The organism is Halobacillus sp. B23F22_1, from assembly GCF_043497005.1.
Lineage (GTDB): Bacteria > Bacillota > Bacilli > Bacillales > Halobacillaceae > Halobacillus_A.
On sequence record NZ_JBIEKE010000003.1, the window covers coordinates 603,273 to 617,003 of the forward strand.

At 40.0% G+C, this 13,731-nt stretch carries 13 protein-coding genes; all 13 read right to left on the reverse strand.

All coding sequences use genetic code 11. From position 1 onward, the window contains the following. Positions 1 to 36: 36 nt before the first annotated feature. Positions 37 to 1,326, reverse strand: a complete 1,290-nt coding sequence (locus ACGTNH_RS17895; protein WP_394588296.1) for a PA0049 family protein — start codon at positions 1,324 to 1,326, stop codon at positions 37 to 39. Between the two features lie 214 nt (positions 1,327 to 1,540). After that, positions 1,541 to 2,281 (reverse strand): SDR family NAD(P)-dependent oxidoreductase, encoded by a 741-nt coding sequence (locus tag ACGTNH_RS17900; RefSeq protein WP_394588297.1) that lies wholly within the window; start codon positions 2,279 to 2,281, stop codon positions 1,541 to 1,543. Positions 2,282 to 2,316: 35 nt separating this feature from the next. Next, positions 2,317 to 3,885, reverse strand: a complete 1,569-nt coding sequence (locus tag ACGTNH_RS17905; protein WP_394588298.1) for a sodium:solute symporter family protein — start codon at positions 3,883 to 3,885, stop codon at positions 2,317 to 2,319. 296 nt (positions 3,886 to 4,181) lie between these two features. Continuing rightward, the gene (locus tag ACGTNH_RS17910) at positions 4,182 to 5,129 is read right to left on the reverse strand and encodes a ketopantoate reductase family protein (RefSeq protein WP_394588300.1); all 948 of its coding nucleotides are present in this window, start codon (positions 5,127 to 5,129) and stop codon (positions 4,182 to 4,184) included. Continuing rightward, positions 5,126 to 5,971 (reverse strand): beta-keto acid cleavage family enzyme, encoded by an 846-nt coding sequence (locus ACGTNH_RS17915; protein WP_394588301.1) that lies wholly within the window; start codon positions 5,969 to 5,971, stop codon positions 5,126 to 5,128. Before ACGTNH_RS17915 ends, ACGTNH_RS17910 begins: the two co-directional genes overlap by 4 nt. A gap of 96 nt (positions 5,972 to 6,067) precedes the next feature. Further along, positions 6,068 to 6,868 carry a TrmB family transcriptional regulator gene (locus tag ACGTNH_RS17920; protein ID WP_394588302.1) on the reverse strand — a complete coding sequence of 267 codons (801 nt, stop codon included), beginning with the start codon at positions 6,866 to 6,868 and terminating at the stop codon, positions 6,068 to 6,070. Between the two features lie 242 nt (positions 6,869 to 7,110). Further along, positions 7,111 to 7,791, reverse strand: coding sequence for a hypothetical protein (locus tag ACGTNH_RS17925; RefSeq protein WP_394588303.1), 681 nt, complete (start codon positions 7,789 to 7,791; stop codon positions 7,111 to 7,113). Positions 7,792 to 7,964: 173 nt separating this feature from the next. Continuing rightward, on the reverse strand, positions 7,965 to 9,233 hold the full coding sequence (locus ACGTNH_RS17930; RefSeq protein ID WP_394588304.1) for a TRAP transporter large permease: 1,269 nt from the start codon (positions 9,231 to 9,233) through the stop codon (positions 7,965 to 7,967). Next, complete coding sequence (locus ACGTNH_RS17935; RefSeq protein ID WP_394588305.1) at positions 9,230 to 9,739, reverse strand: TRAP transporter small permease; 510 nt, start codon at positions 9,737 to 9,739, stop codon at positions 9,230 to 9,232. Before ACGTNH_RS17935 ends, ACGTNH_RS17930 begins: the two co-directional genes overlap by 4 nt. A 24-nt stretch (positions 9,740 to 9,763) precedes the next feature. Further along, positions 9,764 to 10,768 (reverse strand): TRAP transporter substrate-binding protein, encoded by a 1,005-nt coding sequence (locus ACGTNH_RS17940; protein ID WP_394588306.1) that lies wholly within the window; start codon positions 10,766 to 10,768, stop codon positions 9,764 to 9,766. Between the two features lie 128 nt (positions 10,769 to 10,896). Then, positions 10,897 to 11,661, reverse strand: coding sequence for an SDR family NAD(P)-dependent oxidoreductase (locus tag ACGTNH_RS17945; protein WP_394588307.1), 765 nt, complete (start codon positions 11,659 to 11,661; stop codon positions 10,897 to 10,899). 46 nt (positions 11,662 to 11,707) lie between these two features. After that, positions 11,708 to 12,697, reverse strand: coding sequence for a transketolase family protein (locus tag ACGTNH_RS17950; RefSeq protein WP_394588308.1), 990 nt, complete (start codon positions 12,695 to 12,697; stop codon positions 11,708 to 11,710). A gap of 1 nt (position 12,698) precedes the next feature. After that, complete coding sequence (locus ACGTNH_RS17955; RefSeq protein ID WP_394588309.1) at positions 12,699 to 13,547, reverse strand: transketolase; 849 nt, start codon at positions 13,545 to 13,547, stop codon at positions 12,699 to 12,701. Positions 13,548 to 13,731 lie beyond the last annotated feature (184 nt).

Sequence of the window (13,731 nt, forward strand, 5' to 3'; positions counted from 1 at the left end):
ATAGCCGGATTCTATAGAAGAACCCGGCTGTCCCACTTATTTTTTTCGACTAATAGCACCCGCAGCTGCTTCAACAAGGTTAACCGTTTGATCAACAGTAGCCTTGCGGAATTTCATAAAATCTTCGGTGATATAAACCTGAGAATCCTCAGGGTAATGTTCTTGTGCTGCTACGTGGAGATGACCACCAGGAATGTCATAAGAACCCACTCCAAGTCTTACTCTATTCGAACGGTATTGACTTTCATTCGACAAGTAGCTGCCCCCGCCCCCAGCACGGGCTTTACTTCCTTCCGTCGGTCCTCCTTCATGGCAGATAAAATCATCTCTTTCATATTCAGGGGCCTGCCATTCACACACTTCGTTATTTCTCTCAACCGGCCACGGCCCTGTCTTGGCACTTGCCATTTCTTCGTAAGGGAGCGTTGTTTCAATAAATTCTGGAAGATCCTCAGGCATTGGCCACTTTTTAGTCGTCGGGATAACGTTTGATCGATTCTCAAGCTGGTTATCCACGCCCGACTGCCAGCGGCCAGCGTAGCCCTCTATGGCCATCACACGGGGCCCTCCCTGACTGATCGTCATCATAAGGTCAACCTGCTCTTTCGTTTCCTTTACGTATGGACCAAAAGTATCCTCCACGATCCCTTCCTCAAAATCTTCCCATCGTACTGCGAAGTTGGCTGCCTGAATGATGGCTAACCCATCTTTCGTCATAACCTTTTTTCCATCCATCTGTAGGGCTGCTGCCCCTGATGGGTTCGTTCTTCTAAATTCCTCTTCTAGACGGTAAGGATCAAATCCGCTGACTAGAATCCTTTTTATTCCATTACCGTTTGGAAAATCAATTGAAGTAATTCCCCGTGATGTATACTCCAGCTTCTTCAGAAGTTCCTCCCTTCTTTCAGTGGAAATGTCAAAGCCTGGTTTCCATTGCTTTAGTGCCCGTGTCATATGTAGTCTTGTCCAATATAGAGGGCGGTCATCATAACGATCCAGCTCGCCGAAATCTACCTCACCCTGGGCATGCTCTACGGCTTTATTCCAGAGCTGTTCCCCTCCAAGCGTGATAAATTTTTCAGCCTGGCGGATATTATCCGCGCCACAAAGGTTCCGTTTGAACTGATCGGCAAACTGCGCAAAATCAGCTTTCTCCATTATTTTCTGAGGAATCGGCTCTCCCTCTTCAATCCGTTCTTCCTCTGAAGTCAAGGTGACTCCTTTGTTAAAGCAATCTTCCATTGAATCTGCAGAAACCATTTCTTCTCCTCCCAATACAAATGCCAGTGTACATAATATACTCACGACCATATACCTCACCAACATATCTCACGCTCCTCCTTTTAATGAATGTGTTCATTCTAAGGAAAAGGTATAAATTTTTTCAAATAGTTTGAATTTTATATACAGAAAATGGTTACTTCGTAGTGCAGCATGAAAATAAAAATTCAAAATAAGAGCAGAAGTGCTTAAGAAAGAAGTTACAATTCAGATTAACTTCTCCTTGCCCTCCTGCTCATCATTCAATTTTTTATAAAATTCAAGAAACTAACCCTCCGTCTACGCTTAGAACAGCTCCTGTCACAAACCGAGCTTCCTCAGAGGCTAGAAAAGCATAAGCATTTGCTATATCCTCTGGTTTGCCGATCTCATTTAACAAAGATTTTTCCTTCATCATATTTATTATATGATCCGGCATTTCTTTTACCATATCAGTCAGTACAAAGCCTGGTGCTATGGAATTAACACGAATATTGTAACGTCCAAGCTCCCTGGCCCATGTTTTTGTCATTCCATTTACACCCGCTTTCGATGCCACATAATTTGTCTGCCCAAAGTTTCCATATAAGCCTACGACAGAAGAGGCATTTAGAATAACACCACTCTGCTGTTCCTTCATCCTCGAAGCAGCCGCCTGTGTGATTAGAAACACACCCTTAAGATTAACATCAATTACTTTGTCCCATTGTTCTTCTTCCATTTTTAATAATTGAGCATCCTGTACGATCCCTGCATTATTAATGACGATGTCAATTGAACTAAAATGATCAATTGTAAATTGAATGGCTTCGTCCACTGATGATTTATCGGATACGTCTGCAGCAATACCTTCTATCTGCCCTCCCTGCTTTCTTAAGCTGGACACAGCACCTTCTACATCTGCTTCATTTAAATCTACGATAACCACTTGGGCACCTTCTTTTAAAAATTTCTTTGCAGCAGCGTAGCCTATCCCTTTACAACCGCCTGTTATAATTGCTGTCTTATTTGATAATTTCATCGTTTCACCTCGACAGTCGATTTTTGAAATATAGCTTATGCATCTTTTTTTGTGATTTTTGGTGTTTCACTAGTGTTATTTGGATCTGTTTCATTTTTCTGTACATTGAGGATGGTCTGTTTTGTTGATTGGCTTATTTCAGCTTTAAAATAAGGCTCGTAAGCTTCCACCGGTGGTTTCTTAGTGAAAAACACTACGAGGAAAACTCCAACTAAAGAAGCTGACAAGGCAATTAAAAAAGGGTTGGTTGCATTGGAAATTTGAGCGATAACATACGTGAAAAGTCCAACAAGCATCGATACATAAGCTCCAGCTCTATTCATTCGCTTCCAATACAGCCCCAGGATCACTACTGCAAAAAACACCGCTCCAAACCCTCCATAAACGTAGGTGAATCCCATTGCCAGGAACCAAGGAGGGGTAATTGCGCTGACTACCGCAATGATTGCTATAACAAACATCCCAATTCTAAGGTTCATATTAAATTTCTTTTCATTGATTTTCTTATTCGGGAAAACGTTTAAGTAAACGTCGTAGTAGACGGAAGTTGCACAATGTAACAGCATTGAATTCGCTGATGATACTGCAGCAGCACATAATGCAACTAATGTTAAAGCTCCTACTAATGGCGGGGTATACTCCTGTACAATTAATGGAATTATATAATCAGTCGTCTGATCTGCAGGTAAACTAGGGATCAATGTCTTTGCACCCAATCCCATAATAATTAAGGGGATAAAGATAACAATTAATACGAGAAGTGAACCCATAACTTGTAATATAGCGACTTTAACATTTCTAGGAGCCAGCATTCTCGTAACCCAATGAGGAGAAACGATAGAACCTACTGCATTAGACATAAAAATAGCAAGTAAAGCCCCTAAACCAAATGTACCAACCGGCGAAATCATTGATCCTTCAGGTATTTCACTTCCACCCAAATTAGTGGGTTGAGTGGTAACAGAAATGGTGTCCATTATATTCCCGATGCCTCCAGTTGCTGCCAACACAGAACCTCCGCCTAAAATAACACCGATAACGATTAAAGTAGTATTTAATGTATCTGTCGCTGCCACTGACCAGAAGCCTCCGATGCTAGTGAAAAGCAGGAAAATTAAATAAGCGAAAATTGCATACTGATAATCGAATCCAGTAATCGTGGAGAAAACAATCCCAAAACCGACTACCTGTAGATGAACAAATAAAAAGTATCCAATAAACATAACAGCACCGACAATTGTTCTTAAGTGACTAACCTTTTTGAAAGGTTCAAATCTTAGATGTATGTATTCAGGAAAGGTACGAGCCGGCGTTTCTGGTCTTCTGACTTTGTAAGCTACTACCGGCATGAGAGCCGTGGCCAAAAACCAGCCTGCTACCCAGCCGATGATAGCTGAAACGCCATTACTGTAAAGGTAGCCCGGGACTCCCATAACAGAAGCAACACTGACCCATGTAGCTGTAGTTGTGCCAATCCCTATTAAAAGACCCATTCGGTGACCGCCGGTAGTAAAATCAGACATAGATTCAGCATGTCTCAAACTTCTAATTGAGGTCCATATAACAAAAGCAACATAAAAGCCAAGAACGATTAAGTAGACCATACTACTCACTCATCTCCTTTTTGCTTATATTGATACAATCTCCCCGTAGCGCCCCAGCGTGTCACTCCATGCTTTTCAATCCTAGAACATAAATAAGTACCGAACACCATCGAAAAAATAATAGTAGCGAACCAGACCAATAAGGCAATAATCATCTAAATTACCCCACCTTCATTTTTGGTTATAAGCTAACTCACTTCAATTGGATGCGCTTACATTTTCAGTTAAGAATTTTTGAAACTCCACTATGTTAACTTCAAAATCAGGCACTTCCTTCTTCAATTCAGCTTCTTCCACTAGTTACACACTAATTGATTGAAAGGGGTCTGTACGTTAGACTCCCTCCCTTTTTTTACTACATGCCCATTTATATAGTTAATTTCAGTCGGCTTTCCTTTTTGCAAATCCTGCAGCATACTTGCCTGAAGGTGGGCATGTGGACCCCAGACTTCATTGTAAAAGTCGAGTTTATTAGGAATCTCATTCTGATGCTCCAGCTCCAAAAACTCAAAATCTTTACCTTGCATATGTTCTAGTTTAATGCGGTGAGAATGAGCAACCTTGATCGTTTCATCAGCCAGATTAGCTAAAACCCTCATGGCTTCAGAATCTTTTAATACATCTCCAAATGTACAGCCAAGAGCCGCTGACATGCCGCTAAATGTAGCATTCATCAGTAATTTTGACCATCTCACTCCCTGAATATTTGTACTGATTTCACAGTGGCCCACCGATTCTAACACTGCTTTTACTACTTTAATACGCTCCGTAATTTCCCCATTAAGCTCGCCGACATCAAATGCATATTTTTTCATCGTGTTGAATTTCGTTGTCAGCTTAGAAACACCCGGACCAGACCAAGTAGCGCCAAAGCCGACAGCACCGCTTATGGTCCGACTGCTCCCTGCAATTGAAGCTACCTTTTCCTCAGGAGCTCCGTTTTGAAGTGTACAAACGATGCTATCCTGGTGAAGAAATGGGAGAATAGACTCTAAGGAAGCTGCTGTGTAAACCTGTTTCGTAAGTAGAAAAACAAGATCATATTTATCATTAAAATCGTTGGGGTGTTTTGCTGTTACAGGAATCGTTACATCCAGGAAACCTGTGAGTTTTGCTCCTTCTTGATTTAACGCGTTCACATTCTCTTGATTCACATCAATTAATTCAACATCGTAACCACCCTGCTTTATTAAAGCACCCACAATTATTCCTAAAGACCCTGACCCCAGCACTGCAATTCTCATACTTTTCCTCCCACTCTGTTCAATTGATTCGACTGCAGTTGTAAGATTTGTCTCGCTTCATCCGGTGTGGCTACTTCTCTCCCTAACGTCTTTGCTAATTCAACGATACGAGTTACAAACTGAGCATTTGTTCTGGCTAATTCGCCTTTACGAAAATATACACTATCCTCCATCCCTACGCGTACATGCCCCCCTAGTAAAATACTCATCGTGTTAATCGTTAGCTGATGCTTGCTTACACCTATGGCTGACCACGTAGATCCTTCTGGAATGCTCTCCACCATATGCATTAAATTTTTAGGTGTTGCTGGTATGCCTCCCGGGACGCCTAGAACGAATTGAAAATGATAGGGGGAATCCAATAGTCCTTTTTTTGCAATACGCAAAGCGTTATCTATCATACCGACATCAAAAGCTTCAATTTCAGGTTTGATATTACGTCTTTGTGTCTCAGAAGCAAGCTTGTCTAAAAAGGAGGGGGTATTATAGAACACGCCTGTACCAAAATTCATTGAACCCGCATCAAAAGTAGCCATTTCCGGGTTCAATTCACATACACGAAGGCGTTCTTCCTCGGTCGGTTCCAACCCCCCCGCTGTTGTTAAGTTTAAAATAATGTCACATTTTTCTTTTACACGATCGATAACTTCCTGGTAAACTTCCAAATCCATGGTATTGTCTCCCATTACATCTCTTACGTGTACATGCCCAATCGCAGCTCCGGCTTTCCAAGATTCATAAATTGAATCTGCTATCTCTTTCGGCGACAAAGGTACGTGAGGCGTATGTTCTCTAGTCGTTTGTGCCCCTGTTGGAGCGACTGTTATTATTAGTTTTTCCATTCTGAATTTCCTCCCTGTATTTTATTTAAGCGCTTACAAAACACTATTAACTTTGACCATATGCTTAACTGGCAATTTTTGAATTCTTGCCTGAAACTAAAAATCATTGATTAGATTTTTAAGATCATTGCCATAGTGATCAGTAATTGTTTCTTCAAAGTCCTTAATCATCCTATTTACATAAATGTCGTGTCTAATATAATTTCTAGTCGTCGATACCATGACTGGGTGGCTTGACACGACCGAATGCGGAGCATCTTCTAATGACTGAAGTAAAATTGCTTTTCTATTATCAACTACAAGCGAAAACTCTCCCCTATGACGCCCTAGTGCTACCCCTTCTTTATAATGGGTAAAAGCATTCCAGGGAACGTCATTCTGCTCATCATCAAAAATTAAAGTTACGACTTTTATGCCGCGTTGATGAGTTTTAAGAAGTAGTTCTTTCAACACATCAAACTCTCTTTTCCAGCAGCTGATAATCACTGAAGATTCACATTCTGAAATGGCCGTCTGCACTACTTCCATTGAAGATGAATACCCCTCAATTAGAAATAATTCAGACCATTCAACGTCACTGCGGGTAGAAACCTCTTCAAGTGAATGATCTAAAAATTCGAGGTGATTCATAAACGTATCCTTTTTTGATTCCAATAATTCTTTATAAGGCAGAGGACTGTAGCGGACTTTTTTTCCGTTATCACCTCCAGATACTGTAAACACTAACCCCTGCTCTCTCATTTTTTGTAAAGCACCATATACTTTCGGGGCCGGAACTCCAGATAATTTTGCAATTGTATTTCCGTTTGATGGTTGATGCCTTAATAGAGTTATATAAATCTTTGCTTCATATTCTGTCATTCCGAACTCTTTTAACGTACTTATAATTTCATCCATGCTCATCCCTCACTTACTTACTACAAAGGTAGTATAATACTCAAAAACAACATTACTACTTAGGTAGTTAATTTGTCAATACATTTGTAAAATTTCAGTGTTCCTCATTCTGTTTAAGACCGCACCCCAACAGAAAACCCAGGAAAACGTTCAGTTTTCCTGGGTTTTTTCGTTATTTCTTATTAACTTCCGGAGGGTTTGTTGGAAAATTAACATTAAAATAAATTTATGATTTCAAAACCTTATCCATTTTCCCCGTTACACTCAGGCAGCAGATGTACAATCAAGTAAGTCAAAGAAGCTTTGTTATCTACGATCGAACCATCCAGAAAGATAGCAAAAGACTGAACGTTAAAGTTACAAAAATCCGGACATGGATCTGATTCCTTTACCGAGGCATAACAAAGCACTTCATTTGCACACGTCGTGCCCGAACATGAAAACGGTAATCTGTTGACTGCCGCACAATTGGACTCACCATCATTAAAAAACGTATCGAATTCAACATTAAAATAATAGTTGAGGTATCCTACAGCTTTTACTTCATTCACTGTTACTCCCCCTACTTCGCCACATGGGGTGGATGCTGACACTTGAACTGGAGTAATACAGCAATCAAGGAAAAAAGGATCGTTCAAAACATTTATAATAAACGGAGGGTTGCTCACACCTATTACAGAGTTCGCTGGCAGCTCCAACGTACACTGATCAAGCAGAATAGCAGGACAGTTGGCTTGTTCTGCCTGCTGAAGAGCAGAAACTAATTCTTCAAGCTGCTTGGCAGACCTTGTATCTCCTGCTTCGTTTGCTTGACTAAGGGTTTCTTCAATCTTTACTCGCGCATTTTCAAGCTGTTGTTTACGGACTTGTTCAATATCCAACTCTCGATTAGCAATTTGTTGCTTGTGGTAATGTTTACGCATATAAAAACCTCCTCTCTCATTTCTACTAGGATATTCATAGAATTAACGAATGATTGGACAAATTCACCGATAGCAGCGATAAAAAATATAGAACCTCACTAGGGTGAAGTTCTTTAAAATAATTATATATCACTTTTTTAATAAATCTTCTTAATTCGTCAAGCAATATTAGTTTATAAAAACATCAATGTCAGCTGAGGAACAACTATAATAATCACCAGACTGATAATCATTACAAAGAAAAACGGAACTACCGCCCTAGCTAATACAGGCATCCCTATTCCGGATATTCCGGATCCTACAAATAAATTAACACCTAGTGGAGGAGTGATAAATCCGATAGCCAAGGTAACAATCATTAGAACACCAAAATGAATAGGATCTATACCAATCTTCCCTGCTATAGGTAAGAGGATAGGTGTGAAAATGATCACTGCTGCTGAAGTATCAATGAAGCATCCGATCAACAATAGTAAGAGTACAATAAATATTAATAAGATATTGGAATTCTGAGAGATTGATAAGAAGCTATCCGCCAATGCTTGGGGAATACGTTCCATAGATAAAAATGTTCCAAACGTATTGGCCGTGCCAATTATAATTAAAATAATGACGGAGTTAAGTGCCGCATTTTTAATAGTTGAAGGCAAATCTTTAAAAGAAAGCTCTCTATGTAAAAATAAACTGACAAATGCTGCGTAAACGACGGCTATTACTGCAGCCTCCGTAGGTGTGAAAATCCCTCCGTAAATACCTCCAAGAATAATGACTGGAACCATAAGAGACCACTTGGCCTTGTTTAGAGAAGTCACTGTTTTTTGAAAGGTGAATTTTTCCTGGCTCCCTTTGTAATTTTTCTTTTTAGAATAGAAGTACACCCAGATCATCATCGTCAGACCCAATAAAACACCCGGAATAATTCCTCCCATAAAGAGATCACCAATCGACTGATTTCCTGAAACCCCATATAAAACCAGCGGAATACTCGGGGGGATGATAATCCCTAAGGAACCAGCAGAAACAATCACGGAAGTTGCGAACTTTTTATCATACCCATGAGCTACCATAGCAGGAATCATTATACCTCCGATTGCTGCTACTGTAGCAGGACCAGAACCGGAAATCGCTGCAAAGAACATACAGGTCAATACGGCTGCCATAGCAAATCCTCCGGTAAACCTCCCAACAAATACATTGGCTAAATTAAATAGACGGTTAGAAATTCCTCCTTTCCCCATAATCTCCCCTGCCAATATAAAGAAAGGAACGGCCATTAAAGCGAAGTTATCTGTAGAAGTGACTAAACCCTGGGACAAGAAAGTAAGGGAAATATTAGAAGAATATAGTGCTGTGATTAAACCGGATAATCCTAAAGCAATCCCTATTGGTACAGTTAGTATCAAAAAGAAGAAAAAGCTTCCGAACAATATAAATGTAGTCATACAGCTCCCTCCCTCAGATCATACCCTTTTTCTTCTTTTAAACTTTTTAATTCCTTCATTTGTAATACTAATCTTTGTATCAGCCTGATTGAGGTAAGTGCCATTCCCACTGCAGGGGCAGCATATACCCATTCCATAGGTATTTGTAATGCTGCAGACTCTCTTGTTATTTTTACGACTATATCAAAGCCATATATTGAAATAATTAGTGAAAAGATAAAAAAAGATATAGTGGAGATCATACTGAGTATTATTTTTCCCTTCTTCTCAAACAACATTGAAAAAGCATCTACGTTCAAATGCTTTTGTTCTTTAACTCCATAACTTACTCCGATGTAAATCATCCATATAAAAGCGTACCTGGCTATTTCTTCCGACCATGACAGAGAATTATCAAAGACATATCGCATAACTACTTGGGTGAAGATAATAATTACAGTAAAACAACTAAGAAAAACTAAAATATACTTTTCTAAATTGTTGTCCAGCCAATATATTAATTTCATAAAAATTAATTCCCCCAAAATTTTTTATTCTTCTCGTACCTTCTGAAGAACTTCACCAAGTAAATCGCTTCCGAATTGGCTTTCATAAGATTCATAAACACTTTCCGTTTGTTTTCTAAATAATTCTTTCTGAGGTTCTACCATTTTCATTCCGTCTTCTTTAAGGTCATTGATCATTTTCTCTTCATTCTCTACTATTAGATCTCTATGATACTGTGCTGCCTTTCGTCCGCTTGTTTCAACTACTTCTTGCATTTCAGAGGAAAGAGACTGCCAGAATTCTTCATTTATTGCTGCCGGCAGTGCCATATATTGATGACCTGTGAAGTTTAAATATTGTTGAACCTCCTGAAACTTACTGGCATAGACATTTGCTACAGGATTTTCTTGTGCATCAACGGTCCCTTGCTGCAAAGACATATATAACTCTCCAAAAGCCATAGGAGTTGGGTTCGCTCCTAGGGCCTGAAAAGTACTTAAAGAGATAGGAAATTCAGGAGTCCTGATTTTCAAACCATTCAAATCCTCTGGTGACTCTATAGGTTGGTTTGAAGTCGTGTGACGAAAGCCATTCTCAAAATATGCTAAGATTCTAAGGTTATCTTCTAACAGTGGTTCAGCAATCTTTTCACCGACTTCACCGTCCAATAAATTCCACGCCTCTTCATAGGAATCAAACAAATACGGCAATTCAATAATACTGATTTTTGAATCATACTGACTGTAGGCACTTGCAGCAACCATTTGTAAATCATTCAAAGCCACACTCTCAATCATTTCGGCCTCTGAACCAAGTTGCTCGTTCGGGTATATTTGCACTTTAATTTTCCCATCTGATTCTTCTTCGACAAGCTCTTTGAAATATTCAACTGCTAAATGTCTTTCATTGGTTTCTGCTGCACCATGACCAAACCTTAATGTTATTTGATCATTAGACTTAACTGCTTGTCCATTAGCTACAAAGACAATAATCAAACCGAGACCTAATACGGCGGTTGCGATGACCAATATATTTCGTAAATATTTCACCCGCTCCCCTCCTCAAGTTAATGGTTTAACCCAAAGCATATCCAGCATTATGACAGCGGTTACATTTCGCTGAGAAAAAATGTCACAAACACGGCCACCGGCTGAAATGGCCGCCTTTGTAAGAAAGATTAATCGATATGAGATCCGCCGTTAATATCAAGCTCTTCTCCCGTAATATAGCTTGCGCCTTCAGAAGCTAAGAACGCAATAGAATAAGCAACATCTTCAACTACACCAACTCTTCTAGCTGGAATTCCTTCTATTATAGATATTTCTTTTTCTGAAGTCATCTTACCTTCTGTAATATTAGTCCCTCCAATCAATCCTGGTGCTACAGTATTGCATGTGATACCAAACGGAGCCATCTCTCTTGCTACAGCCTTGGTGAAACCCGTCACTGCAGCTTTAGCAGCAGAATAGTGAGAACCACCAAAAATCCCTCCACCTCGCTTGCCAGATACAGAGCTTAAATTTATGATACGTCCATACTTAGCTTCCTGCATGAATGGAAGAACCGCCTGAGTCAAGAAAAAAGTACCTTTCATATTGATATTAAAAACCATGTCCCACTCCTCTTCAGCAATATCCACTACACTTGTGGGACGGGAAATTCCCGCATTATTGACAAGGATGTCTATGTGCCCAAACTTGTCAATAATATCTTCAACTACTTGTTGGCTGGCTCTCTTATCTGTTACATCCAATTTCACAGTCATCGTCTTTCCATTGTTCAATTGACTAATTTCCTTCTGAGCGGAAGCCAGTCCTTCTTCATCAATATCCGCTAAGACCACTGCAGCCCCTCTTTTACTTACTTGCCTTGCAGTCTCTCTTCCAATACCTTTTTCTGACCCCGCTCCCGTTATAAGTAGTACTCGTCCCTCGAAATTCATGTTCTCCCCTCTTCCTGTTTCTACTTCATTTAAATTTATATTGGTCTCACCCTAAGAATTCAGTTGCTATTGAGGCGATGCCTTCTCCATCCAGCTTATAGTGTTTATATAGGTAATAAGGTTTTCCAATCAAAGAATACTCATCATAGAATCCATGGCGCTTAAATTTACAGTTAACCTCAGATTCCATAAGAACTTCAGCTACAGCACTTCCGAGTCCTCCTTGAATATTATGCTCTTCAACAGTCAAAATGGCGCCCGTTTCTTTAGCGGCATTTATGACTGCTTCTGTATCCATCGGTTTAATCGTATGCATATCAATGACCCTTGTACCGATACCCTGGTCAGCCAACTGTTCAGATGCCTTTAACGCTTCATTAACTTCAATCCCACACGCGATGATCGTTAAATCGCTGCCTTCCTTTAATAAATTAGCCTTTCCAATTTTATTCTGCACTTCATTTTCCTTACGTTCATAAACAGGTTCCTCGCGACCGCGGCTTACCCGGAAGTAAATAGGCCCCTCGTAAGTTTTAACAGATTCTTCTACCATTTCTGAAAGCGCCACTCCATCTGCTGGAGAAATGACAGTCAAATTGGCCATCGCTCTTGTTATGGAAATATCTTCAGTAGCATGGTGAGAAGATCCATAGAATCCCATTGCGATCCCGGTATGGGTACCGATCAACCGTACGTTCAAGTTCGGGTAAGCAACGGCTGTTCTTATGTTTTCAGCAGCCAATACTCCAAGAAAAGACGCATACGTAGAGACAAAAGGTGTTTTTCCGGTTGATGCCAGACCGGCTGCTACTGTTACCATATTCTTTTCAGCTAAGCCAAAGTTGAAAAAACGTTCTGGGAACTTTTTGCCGAAGTCCCAAAGACGTGTAGGCTTACTGAGATCTGAAGACATTGCCACGATTTCCGGATGATCTTTTCCCAACCTGGTAAGTGTCTCACCGGCCGTAAGCTGTTTGGACATTTCAAGACTTTTATACAATTCCCAAGTATCTTTGTGAAAAGCTGTTGTACTCATTTTATTTACCTCCTTCGATTTCATCAATCGCGCGTTTGATATCATCTTCACCTAGATTCGCAACGTGCCATTCGTACCCATGTTCCATAAATGACACACCTTTGCCCGCCACTGTATCGCAGATGATAGCAGTAGGTTTCTCTGAATCTATGGATGGTAGATTTTCAAAAATCTCAACTAATGCTTCTACATCATGGCCATCTACATCCACTACATTCCATCCGAAACTTTCCCACTTTTCCCTAATAGGATCAATGTTCATCAGCTCTTCTGTATTTCCATCTACAGTTACTTTGTTGTTGTCAACAATAGCTACCAGATTTCCTAACTTGAAATTAGCAGCACTCATTGCCGCTTCCCACACTTGTCCTTCCTGAAGCTCGCCATCCCCCATCAGAATATAGGTTCTGTACTTTTCATTATCTACCCGCGCTCCTAATGACATGCCGACACCTACTGATAAACCATGGCCAATCGATCCTGAACTAAAATCAATCCCCTTTATTTTGTTCATATCCGGGTGATCACCGAATGCGCTGCCAAGCTGGGTGTATGTATCAAGCTCATCTTTAGGAAAAAACCCGACATCAGCCAGAATAGGATACATTCCCACAGCAGAATGTCCTTTACCCATTACAAAACGGTCCCTGCTCTTCCACTGAGGCCTTTCTGCATCATAGTTCATAACATGATAATAAAGTGTTGCGAAGATTTCTGAACTGGAAAATGAAGAACCATAATGCCCGCTTTTCGCAAGGGAAATTAACCTAATCGTTTCTAATCGTGAAAGTTTAGCCTTCTCCTTAATCAAATCAACCGTTTCCTGTGAGACAGATGCTGTGAATTCCATGTGATTCCTCCTTTTGGTTAATCGTTTTACTAACTTGGTTAAAATAATACTATGCAAGCGTTTTTATGTCAATGATAAATGACAGAATCTTTTGTTATTACTTTCTTATTAAACTGGTTATTAATCATATAAAGATGTTTGAATAAACTTAAAGGATCGGATAAAATCAAGTATAGAGAGATCG

What these genes read in the sequence shown, in the direction of transcription:
- ACGTNH_RS17900 (WP_394588297.1), bottom strand. Translation starts at nt 2,281, where the DNA reads ATGAAATTATCAAATAAGACAGCAATTATAACAGGCGGTTGTAAAGGG.
- ACGTNH_RS17950 (WP_394588308.1), bottom strand. Translation starts at nt 12,697, where the DNA reads ATGAGTACAACAGCTTTTCACAAAGATACTTGGGAATTGTATAAAAGT.
- ACGTNH_RS17935 (WP_394588305.1), bottom strand. Translation starts at nt 9,739, where the DNA reads ATGAAATTAATATATTGGCTGGACAACAATTTAGAAAAGTATATTTTA.
- ACGTNH_RS17905 (WP_394588298.1), bottom strand. Translation starts at nt 3,885, where the DNA reads ATGGTCTACTTAATCGTTCTTGGCTTTTATGTTGCTTTTGTTATATGG.
- ACGTNH_RS17895 (WP_394588296.1), bottom strand. Translation starts at nt 1,326, where the DNA reads ATGTTGGTGAGGTATATGGTCGTGAGTATATTATGTACACTGGCATTT.
- ACGTNH_RS17945 (WP_394588307.1), bottom strand. Translation starts at nt 11,661, where the DNA reads ATGAATTTCGAGGGACGAGTACTACTTATAACGGGAGCGGGGTCAGAA.
- ACGTNH_RS17930 (WP_394588304.1), bottom strand. Translation starts at nt 9,233, where the DNA reads ATGACTACATTTATATTGTTCGGAAGCTTTTTCTTCTTTTTGATACTA.
- ACGTNH_RS17910 (WP_394588300.1), bottom strand. Translation starts at nt 5,129, where the DNA reads ATGAGAATTGCAGTGCTGGGGTCAGGGTCTTTAGGAATAATTGTGGGT.
- ACGTNH_RS17925 (WP_394588303.1), bottom strand. Translation starts at nt 7,791, where the DNA reads ATGCGTAAACATTACCACAAGCAACAAATTGCTAATCGAGAGTTGGAT.
- ACGTNH_RS17920 (WP_394588302.1), bottom strand. Translation starts at nt 6,868, where the DNA reads ATGGATGAAATTATAAGTACGTTAAAAGAGTTCGGAATGACAGAATAT.
- ACGTNH_RS17955 (WP_394588309.1), bottom strand. Translation starts at nt 13,547, where the DNA reads ATGGAATTCACAGCATCTGTCTCACAGGAAACGGTTGATTTGATTAAG.
- ACGTNH_RS17915 (WP_394588301.1), bottom strand. Translation starts at nt 5,971, where the DNA reads ATGGAAAAACTAATAATAACAGTCGCTCCAACAGGGGCACAAACGACT.